Here is a 25,782-nt window from a genome sequence, read left to right on the forward strand (position 1 = left end):
CCGGTTACATTCCGAACCCGGAAGCTAAGCCCTCCAGCGCCGATGGTACTGCACTCGTGAGGGTGTGGGAGAGTAGGACGCCGCCGGACAATCTTCCAGTCGAGGGCCGCCCCATCCGGGTCGGCCCTCGACTGCGTAGCGCCATTGGTGGCGCAATCAGGAAGGATGTACCTGTGAGTTCAGGACCGCAGGGCGGAGACCGTCCCCGTCGCTACGAAGACCGTACTGACGGTGCGGGCGCACGCGACCGCGGCCCGCGCCGCGATGACCGAGACCGGCCCCCGTACCGGGGAGACCGCGACAACGGTGGTGCTCGAGGCGGATACACCGGCGGCCGCGACTCTGGCTCCCGTGGTGGTGACCGGGACAGCTCGCGCTCCAGCGCCCCCCGTGAGGGTGGCTTCCGGGGCGGTGACCGCCGCGAGGGTGGCTTCCGTGGTGGGGACCGGGACGGCTCGCGTTCCAGCGCCCCCCGCGAGGGCGGCTACCGGGGCGGCGACCGCGACGGGTTGCGCTCGGGTGGTGCCCCCCGCGAGGGTGGCTTCCGGTCCGGCGCCCCCCGCGAGGGCGGTTTCCGGGGCGGTGACCGGGACGGTTCGCGTTCGGGCGCCCCGCGCGAGGGTGGTTTCCGGGGCGGTGACCGCCGTGAGGGTGGCTTCCGTGGTGGGGATCGGGACGCTTCGCGTTCCAGCGCTCCGCGTGAGGGTGGCTTCCGGGGTGGTGACCGCCGTGAGGGCGGGTACCAGGGCGGCGACCGTACTCGCTCCGGTCCGCCTCGTGAGGGTGGCTTCCGGGGTGGCGACCGTGACGGTGGTTTCCGCGGTGGTGACCGCCGCGAGGGTGGCTTCCGGGGTGGCGACCGTGACGGTGGTTTCCGCGGTGGCGACCGCCGTGAGGGTGGTTACCGGGGTGGGGACCGTGATGGTTCGCGTTCCAGCGCACCTCGTGAGGGTGGCTTCCGGGGCGGCGACCGTGACGGTGGTTTCCGGGGCGGCGACCGCCGTGAAGGCGGTTACCGGGGTGGGGACCGCGATGGTTCGCGTTCCAGCGCACCTCGTGAGGGTGGCTTCCGGGGCGGCGACCGTGACGGTGGTTTCCGGGGCGGCGACCGCCGCGAGGGTGGCTTCCGGGGTGGAGACCGCGACGCTTCGCGTTCCAGCGCTCCGCGTGAAGGTGGCTTCCGGGGTGGTGACCGCCGTGAGGGCGGGTACCAGGGCGGCGACCGTACTCGCTCCGGTCCGCCTCGTGAGGGTGGCTTCCGGGGTGGTGACCGCCGCGAGGGTGGCGTCCGGGGTGGGGACCGGGACGGCTCGCGCTCCGGCGCACCTCGTGAGGGTGGCTTCCGGGGCGGCGACCGCGACGGTGGTTTCCGCGGCGGCGACCGCCGCGAAGGTGGCTTCCGGGGCGGCGACCGCGATGGTTCGCGTTCCAGCGCACCTCGTGAAGGTGGATTCCGGGGTGGCGACCGCCGCGAGGGTGGATACCAGGGCGGTGACCGCCGCGAGGGTGGCTTCCGCGGCGACCGTGATGGTGCGCGTTCCAGCGCTCCGCGCGAGGGTGGCTTCCGTGGTGGCGACCGCGACGGCGGTTTCCGCGGCGGTGACCGCCGCGAGGGCGGTTTCCGGGGCGGGGACCGTGATGGTGCGCGTTCCAGCGCACCTCGCGAGGGTGGTTTCCGGGGCGGTGACCGCCGTGAGGGTGGCTTCCGCGGTGACCGCGATGGTGCGCGTTCCAGCGCTCCCCGCGAGGGTGGCTTCCGGGGCGGGGACCGTGATGGTGCGCGTTCCAGCGCACCTCGTGAGGGTGGCTTCCGGGGCGGTGACCGTGACGGTGGCTTCCGGGGCGGCGAGCGTACCGGTGGTTTCCGGGCCGACGAGCGTCCGCGTCGCGAGGGCGAGTTCCGCCGCGACGACCGTGCGGGCGGCTCCGAGTCGTTCGAGGGCGGGCGTAGCTCGGCCCCGGCACTGCCGGACGACATCGTCGCGACCGACCTGGACAAGGACGTTCGTGCCGAGTTGCTCTCGCTGAACAAGCCGGTCGCCGAGACGGTTGCCCGGCACCTGGTCGCGACCGGGCAGCTGATCGACGAGGACCCGGCCGAGGCGTTGGCGCACGCGCTGGCCGCCCGCCGGCTCGCGTCGCGTATCTCCGCCGTCCGTGAGGCCGTCGGCCTTGCCGCGTACCACGCGGGGGAGTGGCAGACGGCGATCGCCGAGCTGCGCACGTACCACCGGATGAGCGGGCTGCAGAGCCACCTGGCCGTCCTCGCGGACTGCGAGCGGGCACTCGGCCGGCCGGAGCGGGCCATTGATCTGTTCCGTGGCGCGGACCGGGAGAAGCTGGACCAGGCCGTGGCGATCGAGTTGCTGATCGTCGCTGCTGGCGCCCGAGGTGACCTCGGGCAGAAGGACGCCGCGGTCGCGATGCTCCAGGTTCCGGACCTCACCAGCGAGGCCACCGTGCCGTGGACGGCCCGGCTGCGGTACGCGTACGCCGACGCGCTGCTCGCGGTGGGCCGGCGCGAGGAGGCCCGCGAGTGGTTCTCCCGCGCGGCCGACGTGGACACCGAGGGCGAGACCGACGCGGCCGAGCGGCTGCTCGAACTCGACGGCGTGGTCATCGAGGGCGACGACGAGGACGAGACCGCCGAGGAGATCGCCGCAGGCCCGGGCGCTCCCGGCGCGGTGCCGACCCGACCCGACGCGGACCTGACCGGCGACGAGGACGACGACGAAGACGACCAGGACGACGACGATCAGGACGACGACGAAGACGACGACGACCAGGACGACGACGAGGACTTCGACGACGACGAAGACGACGAGGACTTCGACGACGACGAGGAGGACGCCGCTGTCGGCCGTCCCGCCGACGACGAAGGCTTCGACGACGAGGACGAGGATCGTCACCCGACCGAGAGCGGCAACGCCGAGACGGACACCGCTGGCGACAGCGACGTGACGAACGGCGGCGCGGCCAACGGCGGCGCGGCCAACACGGCCGGGACCGTCGCGGCGCGGGACGACGAGTCGGGGTCGGAGCAGCGGTGAGCACGGGCGTGGGGGAGCGGCTGGTCGACGGGTACACCCTGGTCGTTTTCGACCTGGACGGGGTGATCTACCTGATCGACCGGCCGATCCCCGGCGCCGTCGAGGCGGTGGCCCGGCTGCACGCCGAGGGACGGGCGGTGGCGTACGCCACCAACAACGCGTCCCGCCGGTCCAGCGAGGTCGCCGACCTGCTGACCGGCATGGGTGTGCCGGCCCGGCCGGAGGAGGTCCTCACCTCCGCGGCCGCCTCGGCCGAGTTGCTTCGCGACCGGCTGCCCGCCGGCGCGTCGGTGCTGGTGGTCGGCGCGGAGGCGCTGCGCGCGGAGCTGCGCGCGGTCGGGTTGACCCCGGTCACCCAGGCCGATGAGAAGCCGGCGGCGGTGGTGCAGGGGTACGGCCCGCAGGTCGGCTGGGCCGAGCTGGCCGAAGCGTCGATCGCGGTGCGGGCGGGTGCGCTCTGGATCGCCACCAACACCGATCGGACCCTGCCCAGCGGGCGGGGACCACTGCCCGGCAACGGTTCGCTGGTCGCCGTGCTGCGTACGGCGCTGGAGCGGGACCCGGACGTGGTGGTCGGCAAGCCGGAGGCGGCGCTGTTCGAGACTGCCGCCCGGCGCAGTGGTGGTGGTCGGAGCCTGGTGGTGGGCGACCGGCTGGACACCGACATCGAGGGTGCCCGCCGGGCCGGGCTGGACAGCCTGCTCGTGCTCACCGGCGTCAGCGGTGTACCGGATCTGCTGGCCGCCGAGCCGCAACGGCGGCCGACGTACGTCGCGCGGGACCTAACGGGGCTGTTCGACCCGGCTGCCGCGGTGCGGGTGCCGGGCTCGGCGGACGCCGACGGCTGGTCCGTGACCGACCGGAACGGCACGCTGGAGCTGGCCGGGTCAGGTCGACAGTTGGACGCCCTGGCCGCGCTCTGCGCGGTGGCCTGGTCGGCATCGGAGCCGGCGCTGCCGAAGATCCGTCCGGTGGGCCCGGACGCGGCCCAGGCGATGGAGAGCTTCGGTCTGACCGCTGCCGCCTGACTGGGCGGTCGTCAGAGCAGCTTGCGCAACTTCAGCAGGTCGAACGGGTTGGCCTTGATCGACACGCGGCGGGAGGTCACCGCGCTGGTGACGTCCAGGTCGCCACGGACCAGAGCGAGCAGATCGTCGCTGGACGTGCTCAGCGCGATCTTGGCTTTGGGGTCGTCGCCGTCGGTCAGCTCGACCAGCCGACCGCCGATGATCCGGCCGTGGAACGCCGTGTCCAGGTCGGTGATCCGGCAGGCCAGCGTCCGGTCCAGGTCGATCCGTTCGCGCACCGTCTCGGCGTTGTGATCCAACCGGGCGGCCAGCTCCTGCAACGCCTGCCGGCACTCGTCCACGCTGGCCACATCTCCCCCTCGCTGATCGCCACGCCGTCCTCGGCACCGTACCGCACGGGTCGGTCCGAGGTGCCCGGTAGCGTGACACCTGCACACCCCGCCCCATGGAAGGACTCAGGCATGCAGGACGCGTGGCGCGCCTACCTCGAGCTGGCCATGGGCCTGGCGGAGGCGCCCCGGAAGAAGGCCCAGGACGTGGCACGTCGCCTCGTCGGCTCCGGCGGCGCGACCGCCGCCCAACTCCAGGCCCTCGGCGAGGAACTGGTCAGCACCGGCGCCGCCAACCGGGAGGCCCTGACCAAGCTGGTCCGCTTCGAGGTCGACCGGGCCCTCGGCGCGGTGGGTCTGGCCACCGCCGACGAGGTGGCCGAGCTGACCCGGCGGGTGCACGACCTGGAACGGCAGCTCCGGGAGGCGCGGTCCGCCGAGTCGGCCGACACGCCGACACCCGGCCCCACGCCGACACCCGGCCCCACGCCGCAACCCGACCCGACCGTCACCGCGCGGCCCGGCACCGGCCTGGTGCCCTCCGACGGCTCGGCGGGCGCGCCGGTCTCCGCGCCGGTGGCGAAGAAGGCGGTCGCGAAGAAGGCCGTGGCGAAGAAGGCGGTCGCCAAGAAGGCCGTCGCGAAGAAGGCCGTCGCCAAGAAGCCGCCGGCGACGATCAGTCGGACCGCCGACGAGGACGTCCCGACGCCGGCGGCGATGCCGGCCAAGAAGGCGGTCCGCAAGCAGCAGCCGGACGACGCCGAATGACCCGGCCCGGCGCACCGCCCGGCGGGTCCTTCCCGCCCCGGCCCGCGACGCCGGCCGGTAGCTCCTTCCCGGCCCGGCCGGGTCCACCAGCCCCCGGCCCGGTTCCGGCCCGGCCCGGCCCTCCGGTGGGTGCCCGCCCCGCGCCGCCGCTGGACCTCGGCGACGATGAGGCGCGGCACCCGGCGGTGGACGCCGCCGTGCGGGCCATCGCCAACGCGGCGACGCTCGCTCCCGCCGACCAGATCGCCCAGTACGAGGCGGCCTACGAGACGCTGCGGGAAACCCTCGCCACCATCGACCAGACCTGAGCGGTACGACCAGGACTGAGCAGACCGGAGAACCACCCATGGCACGTCGTAACCGGCTGGACGCCGAACTCGTCCGCCGCGGTCTGGCCCGCTCCCGTGAGCAGGCCGCCGCGCTGGTGGAGGCTGGCCGGGTCCAACTGCGCGGGGTGGTCGCCCGCAAGTCGGCCGCCATGGTCGACCCCGCCGACCCGCTCCTGGTGACCGGCGCGGACCCGACCGAGGAGTACGTCTCCCGGGGCGGGCACAAGCTCGCCGGCGCGCTGGCCGCGTTCGCCCCCGGTGGGCTGCACGTCGCCGGACGGCGCTGCCTGGACGCGGGCGCGTCGACCGGTGGGTTCACCGACGTCCTGCTGCGCGCCGACGCGGCCGAGGTGGTCGCCGTGGACGTCGGCTACGGGCAGCTCGCCTGGCCGCTGCGGACGAACGAACGGGTCCGGGTTCTGGAGCGCACCAACGTCCGTACCCTCGATGCCGACGCGATCGGTGGCCCGGTCGACCTCACGGTGGCCGACCTGTCGTTCATCTCGTTGCGGCTGGTGCTCCCGGCGCTGGCCGGCTGCACCCGCGACGACGGTGACCTGGCGTTGATGGTCAAGCCGCAGTTCGAGGTCGGCAAGGAACGGGTCGGCGCCGGCGGTGTGGTCCGCGATCCGGAGTTGCGCGCCGAAGCGGTGCTGGACGTGGCCGCGACGGCCGCGCGGCTCGGTCTCGGCCTGGCCGATGTGGCGGCCAGCCCCCTGCCCGGCCCGAGCGGCAACGTGGAGTTCTTCGTATGGTTGCGCCGGGGCGCACCACCGGCCGACCCGCAGCGGGTGCGGGCCGTGGTGGCGGCCGGGCCGGACGGCTCGACGACGGCCGGCGACGTGCCGGACGTGGCGGCGGAGGAGGTCGCAGGGTGAACGCGCGCAGCGAGGGTGCCGCGACGGGCCGCGCGGTGACACACGACCGTGCCGAGGCGACGGCGCGGGTGACGGCCCGCCGTCCGGTTGCGCGTGGCGGGGCGGCCCGATGAGCCGGACCGCGCTGCTGGTGACCCACACCGGCCGTCGGCGCAGCACGGAGCACGCCCGGTCGGTCGCCGCCGATCTGATCGACGCGGGTTTCGAGGTACGGGTGGTCGCCGATGAGGCCGACGACCTCGACCTGCCCGGCGTGGTGCCGGTCGCCGGCCCGCAGGCCGCCGAGGGCGCCGAGATCGTCTTCGCGCTCGGTGGGGATGGCACCTTTCTGCGCGCCGCCGAGCTGGCCCGGCCGGCGAAGGCGCCGCTGCTCGGCATCAACCTCGGCAAGGTGGGCTTCCTGGCGGAGGCGGAGATCGACGACCTGGACACCGCGGTCCGGGATGTCGTCGCTCGCCAGTACACGGTCGACGAGCGGCTGACCCTGGACGTCACGGCCGAGTTCGACGGCGGGCCGACCATCGAGTCCTGGGCGCTCAACGAGATCAGCATCGAAAAGGGCGAACGCGCGCAGATGCTCGAGCTGCTCGTCGACGTGGACGGCCGACCGCTGTCGCGCTACGGCTGCGACGGTGTCGTCTGCGCCACGCCCACGGGCTCCACCGCGTACGCGTTCTCCGGTGGCGGCCCGGTGGTGTGGCCGGAGGTGGAGGCGCTGCTGCTGGTGCCGATCAGCGCGCACGCGTTGTTCAGCCGCCCGCTGGTCACGGCCCCGACCTCCACCTTCGTGATCACCGTCGACCCGTTCACCACCCTCGCCGTGCTCTCCTGCGACGGCCGGCGGGTCTACGACCTGCCACCCGGCGCCCGGGTGACGGTGCGCCGGGGCGCCCTACCGGTGCGCATCGTGCGGCTGCGGCCCCGCCCGTTCACCGACCGCCTGGTGGCCAAGTTCGGTCTTCCCGTGCACGGGTGGCGCGGCAGCCGCCGGTGATCGTGGCACACACCGTCGGTGGACGTCAGTTGTCCACCTGACGACATGTCGCCGCTGCGGCGGCCGGCGACTAGTGACCGGGTGACGCGCTCCGTCGCAGACTCCGATCGGCCCTCATCTGCGGATGACGGGCCTGGAGGAGTAGAGGAGCACATCGCATGCACTGGTCCCCACGCTGGCTCGCCGTCGGCGCGGTCGGCGCGTTGGTGGTCGGCCTCGCCGCACCGGCGTCCGCCGCCCCGTCCGCCCGGCCCACCGACCCGCACTCTGGCACGCCCGCCTCGGGCGTCGCGCCCGTCCGCATCACCCTGATCACCGGCGACCAGGTCGACCTGGTCCAGGCCGCGCCCGGCCGGGTCACCGCCAGCGTCCGGCGCGGCCCGGGTCGAGAGCGGATCATCTTCCAGACCGTGGAGGTCGACGGCGGGCTGCGGGTGCTGCCCAGCGACGTCATGCCGTACCTCTCCGCGGGGGTGCTCGACCCCAACCTGTTCGACGTGCAGGAGTTGGTCGCCGACGGGTACGGCGACGCCGCGCAGGGCGCGTTGCCGCTGATCGTCCGCTACCAGGAGCCGGCCGCCGGGCGGGTCAGGCCGCTGGCCGGCGCCACCGACGCGCGTCCCCTGGAGAGCATCAACGGCGCCGCGCTGCGGGTCGGCAAGGGTGACCTGGGTGGCCTGTGGACGTCGCTGCGCGGCGGGCCCGGGCAGCGGGCCACCGCCGGTTCGCCGGTCCGGCTCGGCGGCGGTGTCGCCCGGATCTGGCTGGACGGGAAGGTCCGCCCGACGCTGGAGCACAGCGTGCCGCAGATCGGCGCCCCGATCGCCTGGGCCGCCGGCCGGGACGGTGCCGGCGTGAAGGTGGCGGTGCTCGACACCGGTGTCGACGCCACCCATCCCGACCTGGCCGGTCGGATCGCCGAGGCGCAGGACTTCTCCGGCAGCGGCAGCGCCCGGGACGGGCACGGCCACGGCACCCACGTGGCCGCCACCATCGCCGGCAGCGGGGCGGCGTCCGACGGGAAACGCAAGGGCGTCGCCCCGGGCGCGCGGTTGCTGGTCGGCAAGGTGCTCGACGACGGTGGCTCCGGCTACAGCTCGTCCATCATCGCGGGCATGGAGTGGGCCGCCCACTCCGGCGCGAAGGTGGTCAGCATGAGCCTCGGTGGCGACCCCACCGACGGCACCGACCCGATGAGCCAGGCGGTGAACGACCTGACCGCCGAGACCGGCGCGCTCTTCGTGGTCGCCGCCGGCAACTCGGGCGCCGCGCGTACCGTCGGCGCACCCGGCGCGGCCGCGGCCGCGCTCACCGTCGGCGCGGTGGACCGCGCCGACAACCTGGCGGAGTTCTCCAGCCGGGGCCCGCGCCTCGGCGACAACGGCCTCAAGCCCGAGATCACCGCCCCGGGCGTCGGCATCGTCGCCGCCCGAGCCGCCGGCACCGCCATGGGTACGCCGGTGGACGACGCCTACACGACCGCGTCCGGCACCTCGATGGCCACCCCGCACGTGGCCGGAGCGGCGGCGATCCTCGCCCAGGAGCACCCCGACTGGACCGCCGGGAAACTCAAGGACGCGCTGGTCAGCACCACGAAGGCGAACCCGGCGCTGACCGTGTTCGAGCAGGGCGCCGGCCGGGTCGATGTGGCCCGGGCGCTCGGCCAGCGGGTGTACTCCTCCGGGACCGCCGACTTCGGCCGGGTCAGCACCGGTGGCGCGACGGTCGAGCGGACCGTGACGTACACCAACGGCGGCACGTCCCCGCAGACCCTGCGGTTGGCCCTGGAACTGCGCAACCTGGACACCCGTGCGGCCGAGACCGACGGGGTGGCGGTCGGCGGTACCGAGGTGACCGTGCCGGCCGGCGGTAGCGTCGCCGTGCCGCTGCGGGCGGACCCGGCGAAGCTGGACCGGGGTCTGCACAGCGGGTGGCTGGTCGCCACCGGCGCGGACGGCGTCGCGGTGCGCACCGCCGTCGCGCTCACCCTCAGCGGTCCGCTGCACACCGTGACCGTGCGGGCGCTGGACCCGCAGGGGCAGCCGGGCCTCGCGTCGGTGCTCACCCTCTTCGGCGAGAATCCCGAATCCGACTGGCTCGGCTGGGTCGGCGGTGAGGTGCAGCTCCAGGTCGAGGAGGGCCCCTACCTGATCCAGGCGTTGATCGAGCACGGCGCCCCGCTGGACGAGCAGATCACCCTGGTCACCGACCCGGAGCTGCTGGTCGACCGGGATCTCACCGTGGTTCTCGACCCGCGCAAGGGCACCCCGGTGCGGATCGAGACGCCCAAGCCCGCCGAGCAGCGGTCGACGATCAGCTTCTACGAGCACCGGGTCTTCGGCAACGGCCGGCAGGTCGACCACGGGGTGATGACCTTCAGCACCATCCAGCAGGTCAACGTCACGCCGACCCGCCCGGTGCGCAAGGGCGAGTTCGAGTTTTCGTCGCGCTGGCAGTTGGTCGCACCGCTGGTGGACGCGAAGATCAGCGGGGTGTCCGGTCCGCTGGACATCAACCTCATGGGCTACTCGCCGGCGCCGTCCGACCGGCGGAAGCTGCCGTTGGTCTGGGCCGGCACCGGCACCCCCGCGGAGCTTGCCCGGGTGCGCGGCGCGGCGGCGCTGCTCACCACCAGCCCGGACGCCTCGGAGGAGGACCAGATCGCGGCGGCGGCCGCCGCCGGTGCGAAGGTGGCGCTCATCGTCCGACCGGCCGACCAGAGCGCGTGGACGTCCTGGACGCCGTTGGGCGACCGGCTGCCCATCCCGGCGATGGCAGTGGCGTACGACGACGGGCAGAAGGTGATCGCGGCCGCCAAGCGGGGCCGCACGACGCTGGATCTGACGTTGACTGTGCAGAGCCCGTACCTGTACGACGTGTGGCAGGTATCGAAGGGCCGGGTCCCGGAGCGGATCACGCACAAGGTCACCGCGCAGAACACCGCCGAGGTGACCGCCAGTTACGGCGGCGTCGGTGGTGAGTGGGCCAGCGAGCAACGCTTCGGTTGGCGGCCGTGGCAGGAGGCGTCCTGGAACGACAACCAGCGGCTGGTGCGTGCCGGCAGCACCCGGCAGGAGTTCGTCAGCGCCGACGACTCCTGGTGGCAGCACCGGGTCCTGCACAAGATCACGTTCATGGCTGACGGGCAGTTGACCGGTGGCCTGGCCGAACAGCCCCGGCAGTACGCCGGCACCGACCGGGTCACCGAGACCTGGCACGCCCCGGTGATCCGGCCCGCCGTGCCGGCCGGCCACGGGGTGCCGGTGCCCACCCGTACCGCCGACACGCTGGACCTGCGGGTGGCTGAGTTCGTCGACGCCGAGGGCCACTACGGTGCGGCCGGTGGCAGCGAGGAGTCGGACGCCGTCGAGGCTCGGCTCAGCCGTAACGGGCAGCAGATCGCTGACCTGACCGGTGGGTGGGCGCCGGTGCTCACGACCGCCGGGGCGGCCCGCTACCGGTTGGACCTGACCACGCGGCGGTCCTCGCCGGAGTGGCGCTACGGCACCCGGACCGATACGGCCTGGGAGTTCACCTCGGCCCGACCGGTGGGCGACGCCACCACGCCGTTGTCGTTGCTGCAGGTGGACTACCGGGTGCCGGCCGACCAGTTCGGCACGGTCCGCGGCAACCGGCCGCACCAGCTGGGGCTGACCCTGCGCCAGCCGGCCGGGGTGCCCGCGCCGACCGGTACCAGCGTCCGGGTGCAGGTCTCCTTCGACGGGGGCGTCACCTGGCGCAACGCGCCGACGAAGGGGTCGGGCACCCGGTACACCGCGACCGTGCCAGCGGGGCGCGGAACGGTGTCGCTGCGGGTGCACGCCGCCGACCGGGCCGGGAACACCGTCGACCAGACGGTGCTCCAGGCGTACGGGCTGCGCTGATCGGGCCGGGCGGGGCGGCCTGGCCGTCCCGCCCTTGCGGTTGAGGGGTCCGCCGTCGATCGACGGCGGACCCTTTCCGCGTCAGAGCCAGCCGCGTCGGGCCACCTGGAACGCCAACCCGGGTCGGGTGTCCACGCCGGCGGCGGCCATCAGGTCGGCGATCCGCCGCTGCACGGTCCGCCGGCTCACCCCGAGTTGGGAGGCGATGGACTTGTCCGGTACGCCCGCCACGAACAGCGACAGCAGCCGCGCCTCGTCGGCGCTCGGCTGGTAACCGCCGCCCGGATGGTCCTCGGGCTCCGGCCGGCGACTCTCCGGCGTCGCGACGGCGAGGGGGTCGTCGAGGCGTAGCCGGGTGGCCACCCGCCAGTGACTCTCGAAGAGGGCGAGCAGCGCGTCGAGCAGTTGACTGCGGCCGATCACGGCGGCGCTCGGTTCGCCCCCGTCCCGGTCCGGCACCAACGGGCAGATGGCCGTGCGGGCGTCCACGATGGCCAGTCGGACCGGCAACCGGTCCAGGACGCGGGCCTGTTCGCCGGCGGCGACCCCCTTGGCCAGGTCGGCCAACGCGCCCGGCTCCAGCAGCAGGTCACGTTCGTAGATGGCCCGGTAGCTCACCCCCCGGGCCAGCGCGTCGAACTCCTCGAGATTCTCCGGGCCGGCCATGGCGAGGGGGTTGGCCCGGCAGAACCAGAGCACCTCGCTTCGCGCCGAGTTCTGCAGGTCGCGCAGGCGGTCCCGCAGCACCCGCGCGCCGGTGATCACCTCGACCAGGTGGTCGACGTGGTGCCGGCGCAGCCCGGAGCGGTACTCCTCGGCCAGTTGGGTGATCCGTCGCCGGGCCGCTTCCAGGTCCTCCTGACGGCGCAGCAGCGTCCCACCCAGGGCGACATCCGGGGCGGTCGGGCGCAGCGGTGCGTCCGGGTCGTTGCCGGTGGGCTGCACGAGGCCCTTGCCCCGCAACGCCTCGACCTGGGCGACGACCTGCTCGCGGGGCCGGTGCAGGCGACGGGCCAACTCGTCGATGCGGGCCGTGCCGAGCTGGAGCAGGCAGCGGTAGAGCTCCTCCTCAGCCGAGGTCAGGCCGATCACGTCCAACACGGGGCAGAACTGTACGTCGGCCAGGTAGGGGCCGTACCCGGGCCCGTCGGCTGGTCAACTGTCGGGGCTCGCGTCTACTGTCGGTGGCTGTGCTGGAAGAGCTGCGCATCACCGGACTGGGCGTCATCGAGGACACCACGCTGCCGTTGACCGGCGGCATGAACGTCATCACCGGCGAGACCGGTGCGGGCAAGACGATGGTGGTCACCGGCCTCGGCCTGCTCTTTGGCGGCCGGGCCGACGCCGGGCGGGTCCGTGCCCAACCCGGCCGGGCCGTCGTGGAGGGGCGGCTGCGCCTGCACGGGCGGGTCGCCGACGCCGTGCACGCGCGGATCACCGAGGCCGGTGGCGAGCCCGACGAGGACGGCTCGGTGCTGCTGAGCCGCACGGTCACGGTGGAGGGGCGCTCCCGCGCCCACGTCGGCGGCCGGAGCATGCCGGTGTCGATGCTCGGTGAGGTCGGCGAGCAGGCGGTGGCCGTGCACGGCCAGTCCGACCAGCTGCGGCTGCTGCGCCCGGCCGAGCAGCGGGCCGCGCTGGACCGGTTCGCCGGCCCCGCGCACGAGAAGCTGCTCGACGCGCTGCGCGAGGCGTACACCGGGTGGCGTCGGGTGGTCGACGACCTGGCCGACCGGCGTCGCAACGCCCGCGAGCGCAACCAGGAGGCCGACCTGCTGCGGCTGGGCCTCGACGAGATCACCCGGGTCGATCCGCAGCCCGGTGAGGACGACGAGCTGAAGACCGAGGCGCAGCGGCTGGAGCACGCCGAGGGCCTGCGGACGGCCGCGCAGATCGCCCAGCAGTGCGTGGCCGGTGGCGCGGAGGCCGCCGACGAGACCCCGGACGCGGCGGCGCTGCTCGGCACCGCCCGGCGGACCCTGGAGGCGCAGGCCGGCACCGATCCGGCGTTGGGTGAGCTGGCGGCCCGCCTGGAGGAGGCGGCCACGCTGGTCACCGACGTGTCCGCGGAGCTGTCGGCGTACCTGGCGACGCTGGACGCGGACCCGGCCCGGTTGCAGCACGTCTACGAGCGGCGGGCGGCGCTGCGCGCGCTGACCCGCAAGTACGCCGACGACGTCGACGGAGTGATCGCCTGGGCCGATCGGGCGCGGACCCGACTGTCCGACCTGGACACCTCCGACGACCTGCTCGACGAGTTGGAGCGGGAGGGCCAGCGGCTCGCCGTCGAGGTGGCCGATCTGGCCGGGCGGGTGTCCACCTCCCGCCAGGAGGCGGCGATCCGCTTCGCCGACCAGGTCACCGTCGAGCTGGCCGGGCTGGCCATGCCGCACGCGCGGATCGAGGTGGCGGTGCTGCCCCGCCCGGCCGGGCGGGCCGAGCCGACGCTGGCCGTCAACGGCGTCGAGGTGGGTGTCACCCCCGACGGTGGTGACGAGGTGGAGCTGCGGTTGCTGGCCCACCCGGGTGCGCCGTCGCTGCCGTTGCAGCGGGGCGCCTCGGGCGGTGAGCTGTCCCGGGTGATGCTCGCCATCGAGGTCGTCTTCGCCGGCTCGGGCGGCCCGCCCACGTTGGTCTTCGACGAGGTCGACGCGGGGGTCGGCGGTCAGGCGGCGGTCGAGATCGGTCGTCGGCTGGCCCGGCTGGCCCGCAGCCACCAGGTGCTGGTCGTCACGCACCTGCCGCAGGTGGCCGCGTTCGCCGACCGGCACCTGGTGGTGGCGAAGGACACCGGCGGCGCGGTGACGACCAGCGGGGTGCGGGTCGTCGAGGACACCGAGCGGGCCCGGGAGTTGGCGCGCATGCTGGCAGGTTTGCCCGATTCGGATCTGGGTATCGCCCACGCCGAGGAGCTTCTGGCCGTGGCCGCCAAGGAAAGGCGGTTGTGACGCCGCGTATTGTGAGCGCAAGCACACCGGCTTGTGCCGACGTGTGCTTCCCTGGGTAGGCGGCCCTGCTCAGGCATGTCGCGACAGAAAAGCCTGCCTCACATGCCAGGATGGTCACGATGCGTCTACCCACGTTGCGCCGGAACCGGAACTCCGAACCGGGCAGAGTCCTCGGCACCGCGCGCCTTGATCGCCGGACGAAACGCCTGGTCGGTCGGCTGCGCCCCGGTGACATCGCGGTCATCGACCACGTCGACCTGGACCGGGTGGCGGCCGATTCGCTCGTCGCCGTCGGGGTCGCGGCGGTGCTCAACGCCAAGCCCTCGGTCTCCGGCCGTTACCCGAACCTCGGCCCGGAGGTGTTGATCGCCGCCGGCATTCCGCTCCTCGACGACCTGGGTGAGGGCGTCTTCGAGCGCATCCGCGAGGGCGACCAGGTGCGCATCGAGGGCAACACGGTCTTCGCCGGCGACGAGCCGGTGGCCCATGGCAGCCTGCAGGACGCCGAGTCGGTCGCCAAGGCGATGGCCGACGCCCGGGAGGGCCTGTCGGTGCAGTTGGAGGCGTTCGCCGCCAACACGATGGACTACCTGCGCCAGGAGCGCGACCTGCTGCTCGACGGTGTCGGCGTGCCGGACATCGAGACCCAGATCCAGGGTCGGCACTGCCTGATCGTGGTGCGCGGCTACGACTACAAGGCCGACCTGGACGTGCTGCGCCCGTACATCCGGGAGTTCAAGCCGGTGCTCATCGGCGTCGACGGTGGCGCCGACGCGCTGGTCGAGGCCGGCTACACCCCCGACATGATCATCGGGGACATGGATTCGGTCACCGACGACGTGCTGCGCTGCGGCGCCGAGGTGATCGTGCACGCGTACCCGGACGGGCGGGCGCCCGGCCTGCCCCGGGTCAATGGCCTCGGTGTGCCGGCGATCACCTTCCCGGCCGCGGCGACCAGCGAGGACCTGGCCATGCTGCTCGCCGACGAGAAGGGCGCCTCGCTGCTGGTCGCGGTCGGCACGCACGCCACCCTGGTCGAGTTCCTCGACAAGGGTCGCGGCGGAATGGCCTCGACGTTCCTGACCCGGCTGAAGGTCGGTGGCAAGCTGGTCGACGCCAAGGGGGTGAGCCGGCTCTACCGGCAGAGCATCTCCGGCTCGTCGTTGCTGTTGCTGGTGCTGTCGGCGATCGCGGCGATGGCGTCCGCGGTGGCCGTGTCCACCGTCGGGAAGGCGTACCTGGGCGTGGTCGCCGAGTGGTGGGACAATTTCGTGTTCCAGCTGTACCGGCTCTTCTAGTTCCCGACCGATCAAGAGGCTGCAAGCGTGATCAACTTCCGCTACCACGTGGTGTCCCTCACCGCGGTCTTCCTGGCTCTGGCGATCGGCCTGGTGGTCGGCACGGCCGCCCTCAACGGCCCGGTCGCCGACTCGCTCGAGGGGCAGGTCACCGGGCTGCGCAAGGACAACCAGTACTGGCGTCAGCAGGTCAGCAACATGGAGAAGCAGCTGGGGCTGGAGGAAGAGTTCGCCGAGGAGATGTCCCAGGTCGTCCTGCCGGGCACGCTCACCGGGCGCCGGGTGCTGGTGCTCACCCTGCCCAACGGGCGCGACCACACCGAGGGCGTGCTCAAGAAGCTTCAGCTCGCCGGAGCGACCGTCACCGGTCGGGTCGATCTGCAGGACAAGTTCGTCAACCCGGACAACAACTCCAACCTGCTGGAGCTGGCCGTCACCGCCGCCCGTCCGACCGCGCAGACGACCGGTCTGCCCGGCAACGGGCACGGCGTGGAGACCTCCAGCGCGTTGCTGGCCAGCGTCCTGCTGGACCGGGCCCAGGGTGTCGCGCCGGTCAGTGACGCCGACCGGCGGGCGGTGCTCGCCGCGTACAACAACGCCGGGTACCTGACCACCGACGACAACAAGGTCAACGGCTCGGCGGAGGCGGTCGTGGTGGTCAGCGGCCAGCCGTACGTCGACAAGGACTCCGGCAAGCGGGACGAGTCGGTCGTCAAGATCGCCGAGCAGTTCGACCGCACCGGGTCGATCGTGGTGGGTGGCAACGGCTCCGCCGGGGGCAACCTGGTGTCCGTGGTGCGTGGCGATCCGGTGCTCGCCCAGACCATCTCGACGGTCGACAACGCCAACACCGTGCAGGGCCAGCTGGTCACCGCCCTCGCCCTGGTGCAGCAGCTCACCGAGAAGAAGGCCGGCCAGTACGGCGTCGGCGACAACGCCGCGTCCCTGCTGCCTAGACTGCCCCAGTGAGCGAACGACGTACCCCCGAGTCCGGATCCGACCAGGTGGCGCGTGCGCGAGCCAGCCTGAGGCACAGCGGCCCGGTGGCGGCATGAGCACGCTGGGCCGGCTGCTGATCGCCGGTGCGGGTGCCGCGGCAGCCCGGTACGCGCTGCGGGAGGCGCGTACCTCGCCGGCCGGGCCCGCGTTGGAGCGCACCAACTTCCGTGGCCGCACGGTGAGCCTGGCCGCCGGGCCGGCGCTCGCCGCCGGCGCGGCCGCCGCCGGCGCGTTCGGTGCCGCCGGCGGTGCCGCCGGTGGGGCCGCCCTGGTCGCCGGTCTCGGCGCGGGCGGCGTCGGGCTGTACGACGACGTGGTCGGCGCGCGGCCGGAGCAGAAGACGGCCAAGGGCTTCGCCGGGCACCTCGCCGCGCTGCGCGAGGGGCGGATCACCGCGGGGTTGGTCAAGGTCGTCGGGGTGGGCGCCGCCGGGCTGGGCGCCGCCGCGCTGCTCGCCGCCGACCCCCGGGTCGCCGCGCATCCGCGCCGGCAGCGCCACGGCGCGGTCGGTCGCAGTGTCGACGTGCTGCTCGGCGCCGGCGTGATCGCCGGTACGGCCAACCTGCTCAACCTGCTCGATCTGCGACCCGGCCGGGCGATCAAGTCCGGGCTGCTGCTCGCCGCGCCGTTGACCGGCGGCCCGCAGGGCGGGATCGCCGCGGGTGCGGCCGGCGCCGCGGCCGGCCTGCTCCGCGACGACCTCGCCGAGGACGTGATGCTCGGCGACAGTGGCGCGAACGCGCTCGGCGCGGTGCTCGGCGTCGCGCTGGCCGCCCGTACCGGCCCGCTCGGCCGGGCCGGTCTGCTCGCCGTCCTCGCCGGGCTCACCGCCGCCAGCGAGAAGGTCAGCTTCACGGCGGTGATCCAGCGAACCCCGGGGTTGCGCGAGTTGGACGCACTGGGCCGACGCGCCGACTGACATGACCAGACCGGCACCCCTCGCTGGCGCCGGCCGGCTGGCCGGGGCAGCCGCGCTCATCGCCGTGCTCACCGTGGTCAGCCGACTCGCCGGCTTCGGTCGCACCGCCGTGTTCACCTGGAGCCTGGCGCCCACCGACCTCGGTGGCGCCTACGTGGTGGCCAACGCCGTACCGAACTTCATCTTCGAGATCGTCGCCGGTGGCGCGTTGGCCAGCCTCGTCGTACCGCTGCTGGCCGGGGCGGTCGCGGCCGGCGACCGGACGGCCGTGGCGCGGACCACCGGCGCGCTGTTGACCTGGACGGTGGCCCTGTTGGTGCCGCTCGCGTTGCTCGTGGCGCTGCTCGCCGGGCCGGTGGTGGAGTCCCTGGGGCACCACCTGACGACCGCCCAGCAGCAGAGCGGCGTGCGGATGCTGCGGGTCTTCGCGCCGCAACTTCCGCTGTACGGGGTCGGGATCGTGCTCACCGGGGTGCTCCAGGCACATCGCCGCTTCGCCTGGCCGGTGCTCGCCCCGTTGCTGTCCAGTCTCACCGTCATCGTCGTCTACCTGGGGTTCACCGCCACCCAGGGCCGGTACGCCACGGTCGGCGGGGTGAGCCCCGGCGGGGAGTTGCTGCTCTCCGCCGGCACCACCCTCGGTGTGGTGGTGCTGTCGTTGTCGTTGCTGATTCCGGTCCGCCGGCTGCGCCTCGGGTTGCGGCCCGGGTTCGGGTTTCCCAGCGACGCGCGGGCCCGGGTGGGCGGGTTGGCGGTGGCCGGCGCGGTCACCGTCAGCGCGCAGCAGATCGCCCTGATCGTCAGCCTGAACCAGGTCACCGCCGGTGCGCGGAGTAACCCGGGTGTCTACAACCTGGCGCAGACCGTCTACCTGTTGCCGTGGGCGGTGCTGGCGGTGCCGCTGGCCATCGCGGCCTACCCGACCCTGGCGGCGGCGCGGGCCGCCGGTGACGAGCACACCTACCGGGCGACGCTGGCGCCGGCCGTTCGGGGTGTGCTGCTGTTCAGTTGCCTCGGTACGGCCGCGCTGGTCGGAACCGCCGGGCCGGTCGGGCATTTCTTCTTCCCGGCCGAGACGGCGCCGACCGCCGCGGGCGCGATCATCGGGTACGCCCCCGGCCTGGTCGGCTACGGCCTCTTCGCGGTGCTCACCCGGGCGCTCTACGCCCGGGGTGAGACCCGGGCGGCGACGGTCGCCACCGCGGTCGGTTTCCTGGTGGTGCCGGCCGTCGTCCTGCTGCTCGGTGCGCTGTTGCCGGTGCGGGACCGGGTGCTCGCGGTGACGTCCGCGAACTCGGTGGGGATGCTGGTGCTCGGCGCGTGGCTGCTGGTCGCGGTGCTGCGCAGTGCCGGCCGTTCCGCCCTCGCGGGCGCGGCTCGGGCCGGGGCGGCCGGCGGCCTCGCCGGTGTGCTCGCCGCGCTCGCCGGGCTGGGCCTCACCCGCTGGCTCGACGCGCTGGACGACGGCACCCCGACGACGGCGGCGGCACTCGGTCAGGGCATGCTGTCCGGGGTTCTGGTTGGGGCCGTGTTCCTCGCGGTGGTCTGGTTCGTCGACCGGCGCGACGTACAGCCGCTGCTCGCCGGGGTGCTGCGGCGTCTGGGCCGCCGGGGGCCGTCCGGTGGCGCGGCGATGTCGGGCGCGGGCTCCCAGCGGGGCGACGGGAAGGAGACGGTGGGCCAGTGAGCGCGGGAAACGAGCCACCTCTGCCTGCCGGGTGGCCGGGCACCGTCGCGTTGGTGCTCGCGTCCAGCACCGGCGGGGTCGGCCAGCACGTCCGCTCGGTGGCCCGTGGCCTCGTCGCGGGCGGCGCCACCGTCCTGGTCTGTGGGCCGGCGGCGACCCAGGAGCAGTTCGATTTCGTCGGTGTCGGTGCGCGTTTCGAGCCGGTGGAGATCCCGGCCAGCCCGACTCCGGCCGATGCCCGGGCGGTGCTCGCCCTACGCCGGGTGCTCACCGCCGCCGCCGTCGACGTGGTGCACGCCCACGGCCTGCGAGCCGGGTTGGTCGCCGTGCTGGCCCGTCCCGCCGCCCCGCTGATCGTCACCTGGCACAACGCGGTGCTCGCCGGAGGGCTGCGGGGCGGGGTGTCCCGGCTCGTCGAACGGGTGGTGGCCCGGGGCGTCCGGGTGGCCCTCGGCGCCTCCACGGACCTGGTGCGACGGGCCGCCGAGGTGGGCGCCGCCGACGCCCGGCTCGCCCCGGTCGCCGCACCGACGCTGCCCGCGCCGCGTCGACGCCCGGCGGCGGTACGCGCCGAGTTCGGTGTCCGCCCGGACCAGCCGCTGATCGTGTCGGTCGGTCGGCTGCACCCGCAGAAGCGCTACGACGTGCTGATCGACGCGGCGGCCCGCTGGCGTACGCGTACCCCGCCGCCGGTCGTGGTGATCGCGGGCAGCGGGCCGGCGTACCTGCCGCTGGCCGCGCGGACGTCGGCGGCCCGCGCGCCGGTGACCCTGCTGGGGCACCGTACCGACGTGGCCGACCTGCTGGCCGGCGCCGACCTGGCGGTGGTGACCAGCGACTGGGAGGCACGGCAGCTGTTCGCCCAGGAGGCGCTGCGCGCCGGCGTGCCGCTGGTGGCCACCGCGGTCGGTGGGCTCCCGGAGCTGGTCGGCGACGCCGCCAGTCTGGTTCCCGCCGGTGACGTGGACGCCCTCGACGCGGCGGTACGCGCGTTGCTGGACGACCCGGCGGCCCGGGCCGCGTTGGGCCGGCGCGGCGCCGAACGGGCCGCGACGTGGCCCACCGAGGCGGACACCGTCGCCACGCTGGTCGCCCTCTACGCCGAGCTGGTCGGGGATCCCGGCGGTCCGGCGGCCGCCCCCGGCTCCGACGCCCCGAGAACGGGACACCGGTGATGCTGCGCCGAATCGCCCCCGCCCTGTTGACCGTGCTCGTGGTGGCGTTGGGCGTCACCGCGCTCGCCGCCCGCCCGCCCCAGGGCGCCCCGCAACGCACCGCCGACTTCGTGGTGCTCGCTGGGGTCGCCGGGCTCCGCTGGGAGGACGTGGATCCGCAGAGCACCCCGACGCTGTGGCGGATGGCCCAGGACGGGTCGATCGGCTCGCTGTCGGTCCGTTCCGCGCACCGGCCCACCTGCCCGGTGGACGGCTGGTTGACCCTGGGGGCGGGCAGCTTCGCCGCGTGGAACGGCAGCCGGTCGGCCGGGGGGTGCCCGGCGGCGGCGGTGGCCGTGGAACAACCGGACGGCATCGGCGCGAACCTGCCCGACCAGGAGAGCGTGGTCCAGTACAACCAGCAACGGTTGCCCTGGGGCGCCCTGCCCGGATCGTTGTCGGAGTCGGTGCGCTGCTCCGTCGCCGTGGGCCCCGGCGCGGCCGTGGCCGCCGCCCGACCGTTCGGCCGGGTCGACCGGTACGCCTCGGGGCTGCCGGCCGATCCGCGGCCGCTGCTCGGCTCGTGTGTGCTCAGCATCGTCGACCTCGGCACGGTCGAGGGGACCGACCCGGCGACCCGCGCCGAGCAGGCCCGCGTGGCGGACGCCGAGCTGGCCCGGGTGCTGGCGGCGCGACCACCACGGTCGCTGGTGCTGGTCGCGGGGATCTCCGACACCGCCCAGCCGTCGCGGCTGCACGTGGCGGTCGCCGACGGGCCGGGCTGGGAGCGGGGGTGGCTCACCTCGGCCAGCACCGGCCGGGACGGGTACCTGCAACTGGTCGACCTCGCGCCGACCGCGCTCGCCGCGCTGGGTCGACCGATGCCGGAGCGGCTCTTCCTCGGCCGTCCGGCGATCAGCACCGGCGGTCGTCCGGCCGACCTGGCCGAGGCCATCAACGCCCCGGCGAACGCCGACCGGGAGGCGGCCGCCCAGCGCACCGTCTCCGGCGTGTTCTTCGCCGTGCTCGCCGGGGTGCAGGTGCTGCTGGCGCTCGCGATCCTGCCGCTGCTGCGCCGGGCCCGTCCGCACGCCGGCCCGGCCGGCCCGACGCCGGTCTCCGGGCGGATCGTGGCGGTGGTGGAGCTGCTGCTGGTGGCGGCGGCGTTGACGGTGCCGGCGGCGCTGCTGGCCGACGCGGTGCCCTGGTGGCGTGGCGAGCACCCCGGCTGGATCTTCGCCGGGGTGACCGCGCTGCTGGTGGCCGCCGGCACCGCGGCGGTGCGGTTCGCACCGGGGTACGCGGGCACCCTCGGGCCGGTCGGCGCGGTGGCCGGCCTCACCACGCTGGTGATCGGGCTGGACGTGCTCACCGGGGCCCGCCTCCAACTCAACGGCGTGGTCGGCTACTCCGCGTTGCAGGGTGGCCGGTACGCCGGGCTGAGCACGGTGGGGCTGGGAGTGTTCCTGGCCGGCGCGTTGCTCAGTGGCGGCTGGATCGCCCAACGGGTGCACCGGGGCTGGCGACCGGCGGTGATGGTGGCGGTGGGTGGCCTCGCCGTGGTGGTGGTCGGCAGCCCGTACCTGGGCGCCGACCCGGTCGGCGCGATCGCGCTCACCGCCGGGGTGAGCGTCGCCGCCGTGATCAGCGCCGGCGGCTGGTTGACGATCAGCCGGTTGGCCTGGGCGACCATGGCCGCGCTGGCGGTCGGCATCGGGTTCGCCGTGGTGGACCTGCGGCGTCCTGCGGGGGAGCGGGGCAGCCTGGGCCGGTTCCTCTCCGCGCTCGGTGACGGCACCGGCGGGTTCACCGTGCACCGGTCCAGCACGGAGAACTTCGAGACGTTGGTCAACAGCCCGTTGACCGTGCTGGCGCTGGCCGGCGGGTTGCTGGTGTGGTTCGCCCTGTTGCAGCCGTGGGGTGGGCTGATGCGGCTGTTCGGCATCTACCCGGCGGTCCGGGCCGCGCTGGCCGGCACCGTGGTCGCCGCGGTGCTCGGTGGGGTGCTCGACGGGGCGGCACTGGACCTGATGGGCGCTGCCGCCGCTCTGGTGGTGCCGCTGGCGGCCCTGGCGTCGCTGCGGGTGCTCGGGCACGCCGCGGACCGGACCCGCCCGGTGCCGGGCCGCTCCCGCGCCAACGGCGCCGACGACGACTCGGGGTCCAGCGGGGTCGGCCCGGGCGGCGGGGGTGACGGTCCGACCGGTGGCGGTGGGCCACTGGGCGCCGTGCATCCGCGTCCGATCAGCGGTCCGCCCGCGAGCGCGCCGACGAAGGTCACGCGACCCGCCTCGGACGCTCCCGGCGACCGCGGCGCGGACGCCGACGACCCGGCCGAGCCGACCGCGAGCGGGTCGAACCCCGCTCCCACACCGCCCCGGCAGCCCGACCGGTCATCGACGGAGGTTGCCGCATCCTGAGCGAAGGGCCTCGTCCGGATGGCCCGGAGGTGTCGCAGCCGGGGTGCGGCCTGCGGGTACCCGCCCGGGAGGTGTTACCGTCGAATCCCGTGGATCGCGTGATCACTCTGCTGATCAAGCACGGCGGTCTGCATGACCGCGACAGACGACACGGGAGCAGGCCTTGGCCCCATCAGCACGGACGACCAGGCACATTTTCGTCACCGGGGGCGTCGCCTCCTCGCTGGGTAAGGGCCTCACCGCCTCCAGCCTCGGCAACCTGCTGACCGCGCGCGGGTTGCGCGTGGTGATGCAGAAGCTCGACCCCTACCTGAACGTCGACCCGGGGACGATGAACCCGTTCCAGCACGGTGAGGTCTTCGTCACCGAGGACGGCGCCGAAACCGACCTCGACGTCGGGCACTACGAGCGGTTCCTCGATCGGGCGCTGTCCGGCAAGGCGAACGTCACCACCGGTCAGATCTACTCCGACGTGATCGCCAAGGAGCGTCGGGGGGAATACCTGGGCGACACCGTCCAGGTCATCCCGCACATCACCAACGAGATCAAGTCGCGGATCCTGGCGATGGCCGACCCGGACGAGGACGGCCAACTCCCCGACGTGGTGATCACCGAGGTCGGTGGCACGGTCGGCGACATCGAGTCGCTGCCGTTCCTGGAGGCGATCCGCCAGGTCCGCCACGACCTGGGCCGCGACAACTGCTTCTACCTGCACGTCTCGTTGGTGCCGTACCTGGCGCCGTCGGGTGAGCTGAAGACCAAGCCGACCCAGCACTCGGTGGCGCAGCTGCGCAACATCGGCATCCAGCCGGACGCGATCGTGTTGCGCTGCGACCGGGAGATCCCGGTGAAGCTCAAGGAGAAGCTGTCGCTCTACTGCGACGTGGACGCCGAGGCGGTCGTCGCCGCCCCGGACGCCCCGAGCATCTACGACATCCCGAAGGTGCTGCACCGGGAGGGGCTCGACGCGTACGTGGTGCGCCGGCTCGGCCTGTCCTTCCGGGACGTGGACTGGGCCAGCTGGGACGACCTGCTGGAGCGGGTGCACCGGCCCCGGCACACGGTCACCGTCGCCGTGGTCGGCAAGTACGTCGACCTGCCCGACGCGTACCTGTCGGTGAGTGAGGCGATCCGGGCGGCCGGCTTCGGCCACCGGGCCCGGGTGCAGCTGCGCTGGGTGCCCAGCGACGAGTGCGTCACCCCGGCCGGCGCGGCGGCGGCGTTGGCCGGTGTGGACGGCATCCTCATCCCCGGCGGCTTCGGCGTGCGCGGCATCGAAGGCAAGATCGGCACCGCCCGGTACGCCCGCGAGACGGGCATCCCGCTGCTGGGCCTCTGCCTCGGCCTGCAGTGCATGACCATCGACGTGGCCCGGCACCTGGCCGGCCTCGACGGGGCCAACTCGTTGGAGTTCGACGAGCAGGCCGCCCACCCGGTCATCGCCACCATGGCCGACCAGGAGGACATCGTGGCCGGCCGGGGCGACCTGGGCGGCACCATGCGGCTGGGCGCGTACCCGGCGACGCTGACCGAGGGCTCGATCGTCGCCGAGGCGTACGGCAGCACCGAGATCAGCGAGCGGCACCGGCACCGGTACGAGGTGAACAACGCCTACCGGGACGCGCTGACCAAGGCGGGCCTGCACATCTCCGGCACCTCGCCGGACGGCCGGTTGGTCGAGTTCATCGAGCTGGACCGCAGCCTGCACCCGTTCTTCGTGGCCACCCAGGCGCACCCCGAGCTGAAGAGCCGCCCGACCCGCCCGCACCCGCTGTTCGCTTCGTTCGTCAAGGCCGCGGTGGCGTACTCGCAGGCCGACCAGCTGCCGGTCGACCTGGACGCGGCGGCGGAGGCCCCGACGACGCGCAAGGCGGCCCGCAACGGCGCCGCCACGAAGGCGGCGTCCGCCTCGTGAGCGAGCGAACCAGCGGGCTCGGCAGCGTGGCGTCTCGCGTCGTCGTCGAGAGCGGCGAGGCGACGGCGTGAGCAACCTGGAGCACCGCTACGAGGTGCGTTCCCGCGAGGAGCGGTACCAGGGGCGGATCTTCGACGTGGTCACCGAGGAGGTGACCATGCCGGGCGGTGGGACGGGGCTGCGGGACCTGGTCCGGCACGTCGGGGCGGTGGCCGTGGTGGCGCTCGACGACGCCGGCCAGGTGGTGCTGATCCGGCAGTACCGGCACCCGGTCGGGCGGCACCTGTGGGAGCTGCCGGCGGGCCTGATGGACGTCTCCGGCGAGAAGCTGCCGGCGGCGGCGTTGCGGGAGCTGGCCGAGGAGGCCGACCTCACCGCCGGGCAGGTCGACGTGCTGGTCGATCTGCACAGCTCGCCCGGGTTCACCAACGAGATCGTCCGGGTGTTCCTGGCCCGCGATCTCGCCGAGGTGCCGGCCGACGAGCGGCACGAGCGCCACGACGAGGAGGCCGACCTCCAGGTCGTCCGGATCGACCTGGACGAGGCCGTTGCCATGGTCCTGGCCGGTGAGATCACCAACGCGTCCGCGGTGGCCGGGCTGCTGGCCACGGCCCGCGCCCGGGACACCGGCTTCACGCAGCTGCGCCGGGCGGACGCGCCGCTGCCGCGCTGAGCGCCGCCCCCGGTCCAGCCGGTGAGGGGAGTACGCGCCAACGGGGCCCCGCGGTCAACCGCGGGGCCCCGGTCGCTGTCTGGTCTAGGAGTCGCGCAGCGGACGGCCCTGCGCGTCCGTGCCGCCGTTGACCAGGATGAGGATGCCGTCGATGACGCCCCAAATACCGCCGATGAAACAGGTGAAAAGGCTCACGAGTAGCTGGGCCACCGCCATCTTGGTGTGGCCCGTGTAGAACCGACCGGCGCCGAAGCTGCCGAGCAGGATGCCGAGGACGCCCGCGACGACCTTGCTCTTGTCGGAGACGCCCTGGGGGTACCCCGGCTGGGGGTAACCGGGCTGGTAAGGAGGAGTGGTCATGGGCGGACACATTAGTGATCCACTGACCGGCTGTCCGCACCGGCACCCGGCAGATGGGACGATAATGGCCTAACACTGTCCTGACGGCTGAGGCGATCATCCACCGCCGATTCCGGGCGGACGCCCTGACAGATCGTCAGGACACCCGC

Annotated in this window: 20 protein-coding genes and 1 rRNA gene; 17 read left to right on the forward strand and 4 right to left on the reverse strand. The window is 74.0% G+C overall.

Translation table 11 applies throughout. The features are described 5' to 3' along the window. Positions 1-89, forward strand: a 5S ribosomal RNA gene (gene rrf / locus ACIBF8_RS30845); the annotation flags it as partial. 90 nt (positions 90-179) lie between these two features. Here the strand turns inward: rrf and ACIBF8_RS30850 are convergent. After that, positions 180-2,060 carry a hypothetical protein gene (locus ACIBF8_RS30850; protein WP_396787432.1) on the reverse strand — a complete coding sequence of 627 codons (1,881 nt, stop codon included), beginning with the start codon at positions 2,058-2,060 and terminating at the stop codon, positions 180-182. Here ACIBF8_RS30850 and ACIBF8_RS30855 point away from each other — a divergent pair. Further along, positions 2,016-3,050, forward strand: a complete 1,035-nt coding sequence (locus tag ACIBF8_RS30855) for a hypothetical protein (RefSeq protein WP_396787433.1) — start codon at positions 2,016-2,018, stop codon at positions 3,048-3,050. The genes ACIBF8_RS30850 and ACIBF8_RS30855 overlap by 45 nt on opposite strands. Further along, positions 3,047-4,078, forward strand: a complete 1,032-nt coding sequence (locus ACIBF8_RS30860; RefSeq protein WP_396787434.1) for an HAD-IIA family hydrolase — start codon at positions 3,047-3,049, stop codon at positions 4,076-4,078. Before ACIBF8_RS30855 ends, ACIBF8_RS30860 begins: the two co-directional genes overlap by 4 nt. An 11-nt stretch (positions 4,079-4,089) precedes the next feature. On the opposite strand, the gene ACIBF8_RS30865 is transcribed toward ACIBF8_RS30860, so the two are convergent. Beyond that, on the reverse strand, positions 4,090-4,428 hold the full coding sequence (locus ACIBF8_RS30865; protein ID WP_396787435.1) for an SCP2 sterol-binding domain-containing protein: 339 nt from the start codon (positions 4,426-4,428) through the stop codon (positions 4,090-4,092). A gap of 111 nt (positions 4,429-4,539) precedes the next feature. On the opposite strand from ACIBF8_RS30865, the gene ACIBF8_RS30870 reads away from it, so the two are divergent. The 5 genes from ACIBF8_RS30870 to ACIBF8_RS30890 all read left to right on the forward strand — a co-directional run bounded on the left by ACIBF8_RS30870 (position 4,540) and on the right by ACIBF8_RS30890 (position 11,260). Then, a complete protein-coding gene (locus tag ACIBF8_RS30870) occupies positions 4,540-5,175 on the forward strand; it encodes a phasin family protein (RefSeq protein ID WP_396787436.1) in 636 nt (211 codons plus the stop codon). Beyond that, positions 5,172-5,483, forward strand: a complete 312-nt coding sequence (locus ACIBF8_RS30875) for a hypothetical protein (RefSeq protein WP_396787437.1) — start codon at positions 5,172-5,174, stop codon at positions 5,481-5,483. The genes ACIBF8_RS30870 and ACIBF8_RS30875 overlap by 4 nt, the downstream gene beginning before the upstream one ends. Positions 5,484-5,521: 38 nt before the next feature. Then, positions 5,522-6,382: a TlyA family RNA methyltransferase gene (locus tag ACIBF8_RS30880; RefSeq protein ID WP_396787438.1), complete on the forward strand. Its 861-nt coding sequence runs from the start codon at positions 5,522-5,524 to the stop codon at positions 6,380-6,382. Positions 6,383-6,491: 109 nt separating this feature from the next. Then, entirely contained in the window at positions 6,492-7,376 is an 885-nt protein-coding gene (locus ACIBF8_RS30885) for an NAD kinase (RefSeq protein ID WP_396787439.1), read from the forward strand. 158 nt (positions 7,377-7,534) lie between these two features. Beyond that, positions 7,535-11,260 (forward strand): S8 family serine peptidase, encoded by a 3,726-nt coding sequence (locus ACIBF8_RS30890; RefSeq protein ID WP_396787440.1) that lies wholly within the window; start codon positions 7,535-7,537, stop codon positions 11,258-11,260. An 81-nt stretch (positions 11,261-11,341) separates the two neighbouring features. On the opposite strand, the gene ACIBF8_RS30895 is transcribed toward ACIBF8_RS30890, so the two are convergent. Next, positions 11,342-12,361 (reverse strand): helix-turn-helix domain-containing protein, encoded by a 1,020-nt coding sequence (locus ACIBF8_RS30895; protein WP_396787441.1) that lies wholly within the window; start codon positions 12,359-12,361, stop codon positions 11,342-11,344. Between the two features lie 89 nt (positions 12,362-12,450). Between ACIBF8_RS30895 and recN the strand changes: the two genes are divergently transcribed. The 9 genes from recN (at position 12,451) to ACIBF8_RS30940 (ending at position 25,273) form a co-directional block, all read left to right on the forward strand. Then, positions 12,451-14,208 carry a DNA repair protein RecN gene (gene recN, locus ACIBF8_RS30900; RefSeq protein ID WP_396787465.1) on the forward strand — a complete coding sequence of 586 codons (1,758 nt, stop codon included), beginning with the start codon at positions 12,451-12,453 and terminating at the stop codon, positions 14,206-14,208. Between the two features lie 119 nt (positions 14,209-14,327). Next, complete coding sequence (steA, locus tag ACIBF8_RS30905) at positions 14,328-15,506, forward strand: putative cytokinetic ring protein SteA (protein ID WP_396787442.1); 1,179 nt, start codon at positions 14,328-14,330, stop codon at positions 15,504-15,506. A 27-nt stretch (positions 15,507-15,533) separates the two neighbouring features. Beyond that, a complete protein-coding gene (locus tag ACIBF8_RS30910) occupies positions 15,534-16,475 on the forward strand; it encodes a copper transporter (protein WP_396787443.1) in 942 nt (313 codons plus the stop codon). 82 nt (positions 16,476-16,557) lie between these two features. Next, positions 16,558-17,424: a hypothetical protein gene (locus ACIBF8_RS30915; RefSeq protein WP_396787444.1), complete on the forward strand. Its 867-nt coding sequence runs from the start codon at positions 16,558-16,560 to the stop codon at positions 17,422-17,424. A gap of 1 nt (position 17,425) precedes the next feature. Next, complete coding sequence (gene murJ, locus ACIBF8_RS30920; RefSeq protein ID WP_396787445.1) at positions 17,426-19,111, forward strand: murein biosynthesis integral membrane protein MurJ; 1,686 nt, start codon at positions 17,426-17,428, stop codon at positions 19,109-19,111. After that, positions 19,108-20,286: a glycosyltransferase family 4 protein gene (locus ACIBF8_RS30925; RefSeq protein ID WP_396787446.1), complete on the forward strand. Its 1,179-nt coding sequence runs from the start codon at positions 19,108-19,110 to the stop codon at positions 20,284-20,286. The genes murJ and ACIBF8_RS30925 overlap by 4 nt, the downstream gene beginning before the upstream one ends. After that, complete coding sequence (locus ACIBF8_RS30930) at positions 20,286-22,685, forward strand: hypothetical protein (RefSeq protein ID WP_396787447.1); 2,400 nt, start codon at positions 20,286-20,288, stop codon at positions 22,683-22,685. The genes ACIBF8_RS30925 and ACIBF8_RS30930 overlap by 1 nt, the downstream gene beginning before the upstream one ends. A 163-nt stretch (positions 22,686-22,848) precedes the next feature. Then, positions 22,849-24,600, forward strand: a complete 1,752-nt coding sequence (locus ACIBF8_RS30935; protein WP_396787448.1) for a CTP synthase — start codon at positions 22,849-22,851, stop codon at positions 24,598-24,600. Positions 24,601-24,667: 67 nt separating this feature from the next. Then, entirely contained in the window at positions 24,668-25,273 is a 606-nt protein-coding gene (locus tag ACIBF8_RS30940) for an NUDIX domain-containing protein (protein ID WP_396787449.1), read from the forward strand. An 84-nt stretch (positions 25,274-25,357) separates the two neighbouring features. On the opposite strand, the gene ACIBF8_RS30945 is transcribed toward ACIBF8_RS30940, so the two are convergent. Further along, entirely contained in the window at positions 25,358-25,633 is a 276-nt protein-coding gene (locus ACIBF8_RS30945) for a TM2 domain-containing protein (RefSeq protein WP_396787450.1), read from the reverse strand. Positions 25,634-25,782 lie beyond the last annotated feature (149 nt).

Origin of the sequence: Micromonospora sp. NPDC050276 (assembly GCF_044459545.1) — a bacterium.
In the GTDB taxonomy this organism is placed as follows: domain Bacteria; phylum Actinomycetota; class Actinomycetes; order Mycobacteriales; family Micromonosporaceae; genus Micromonospora.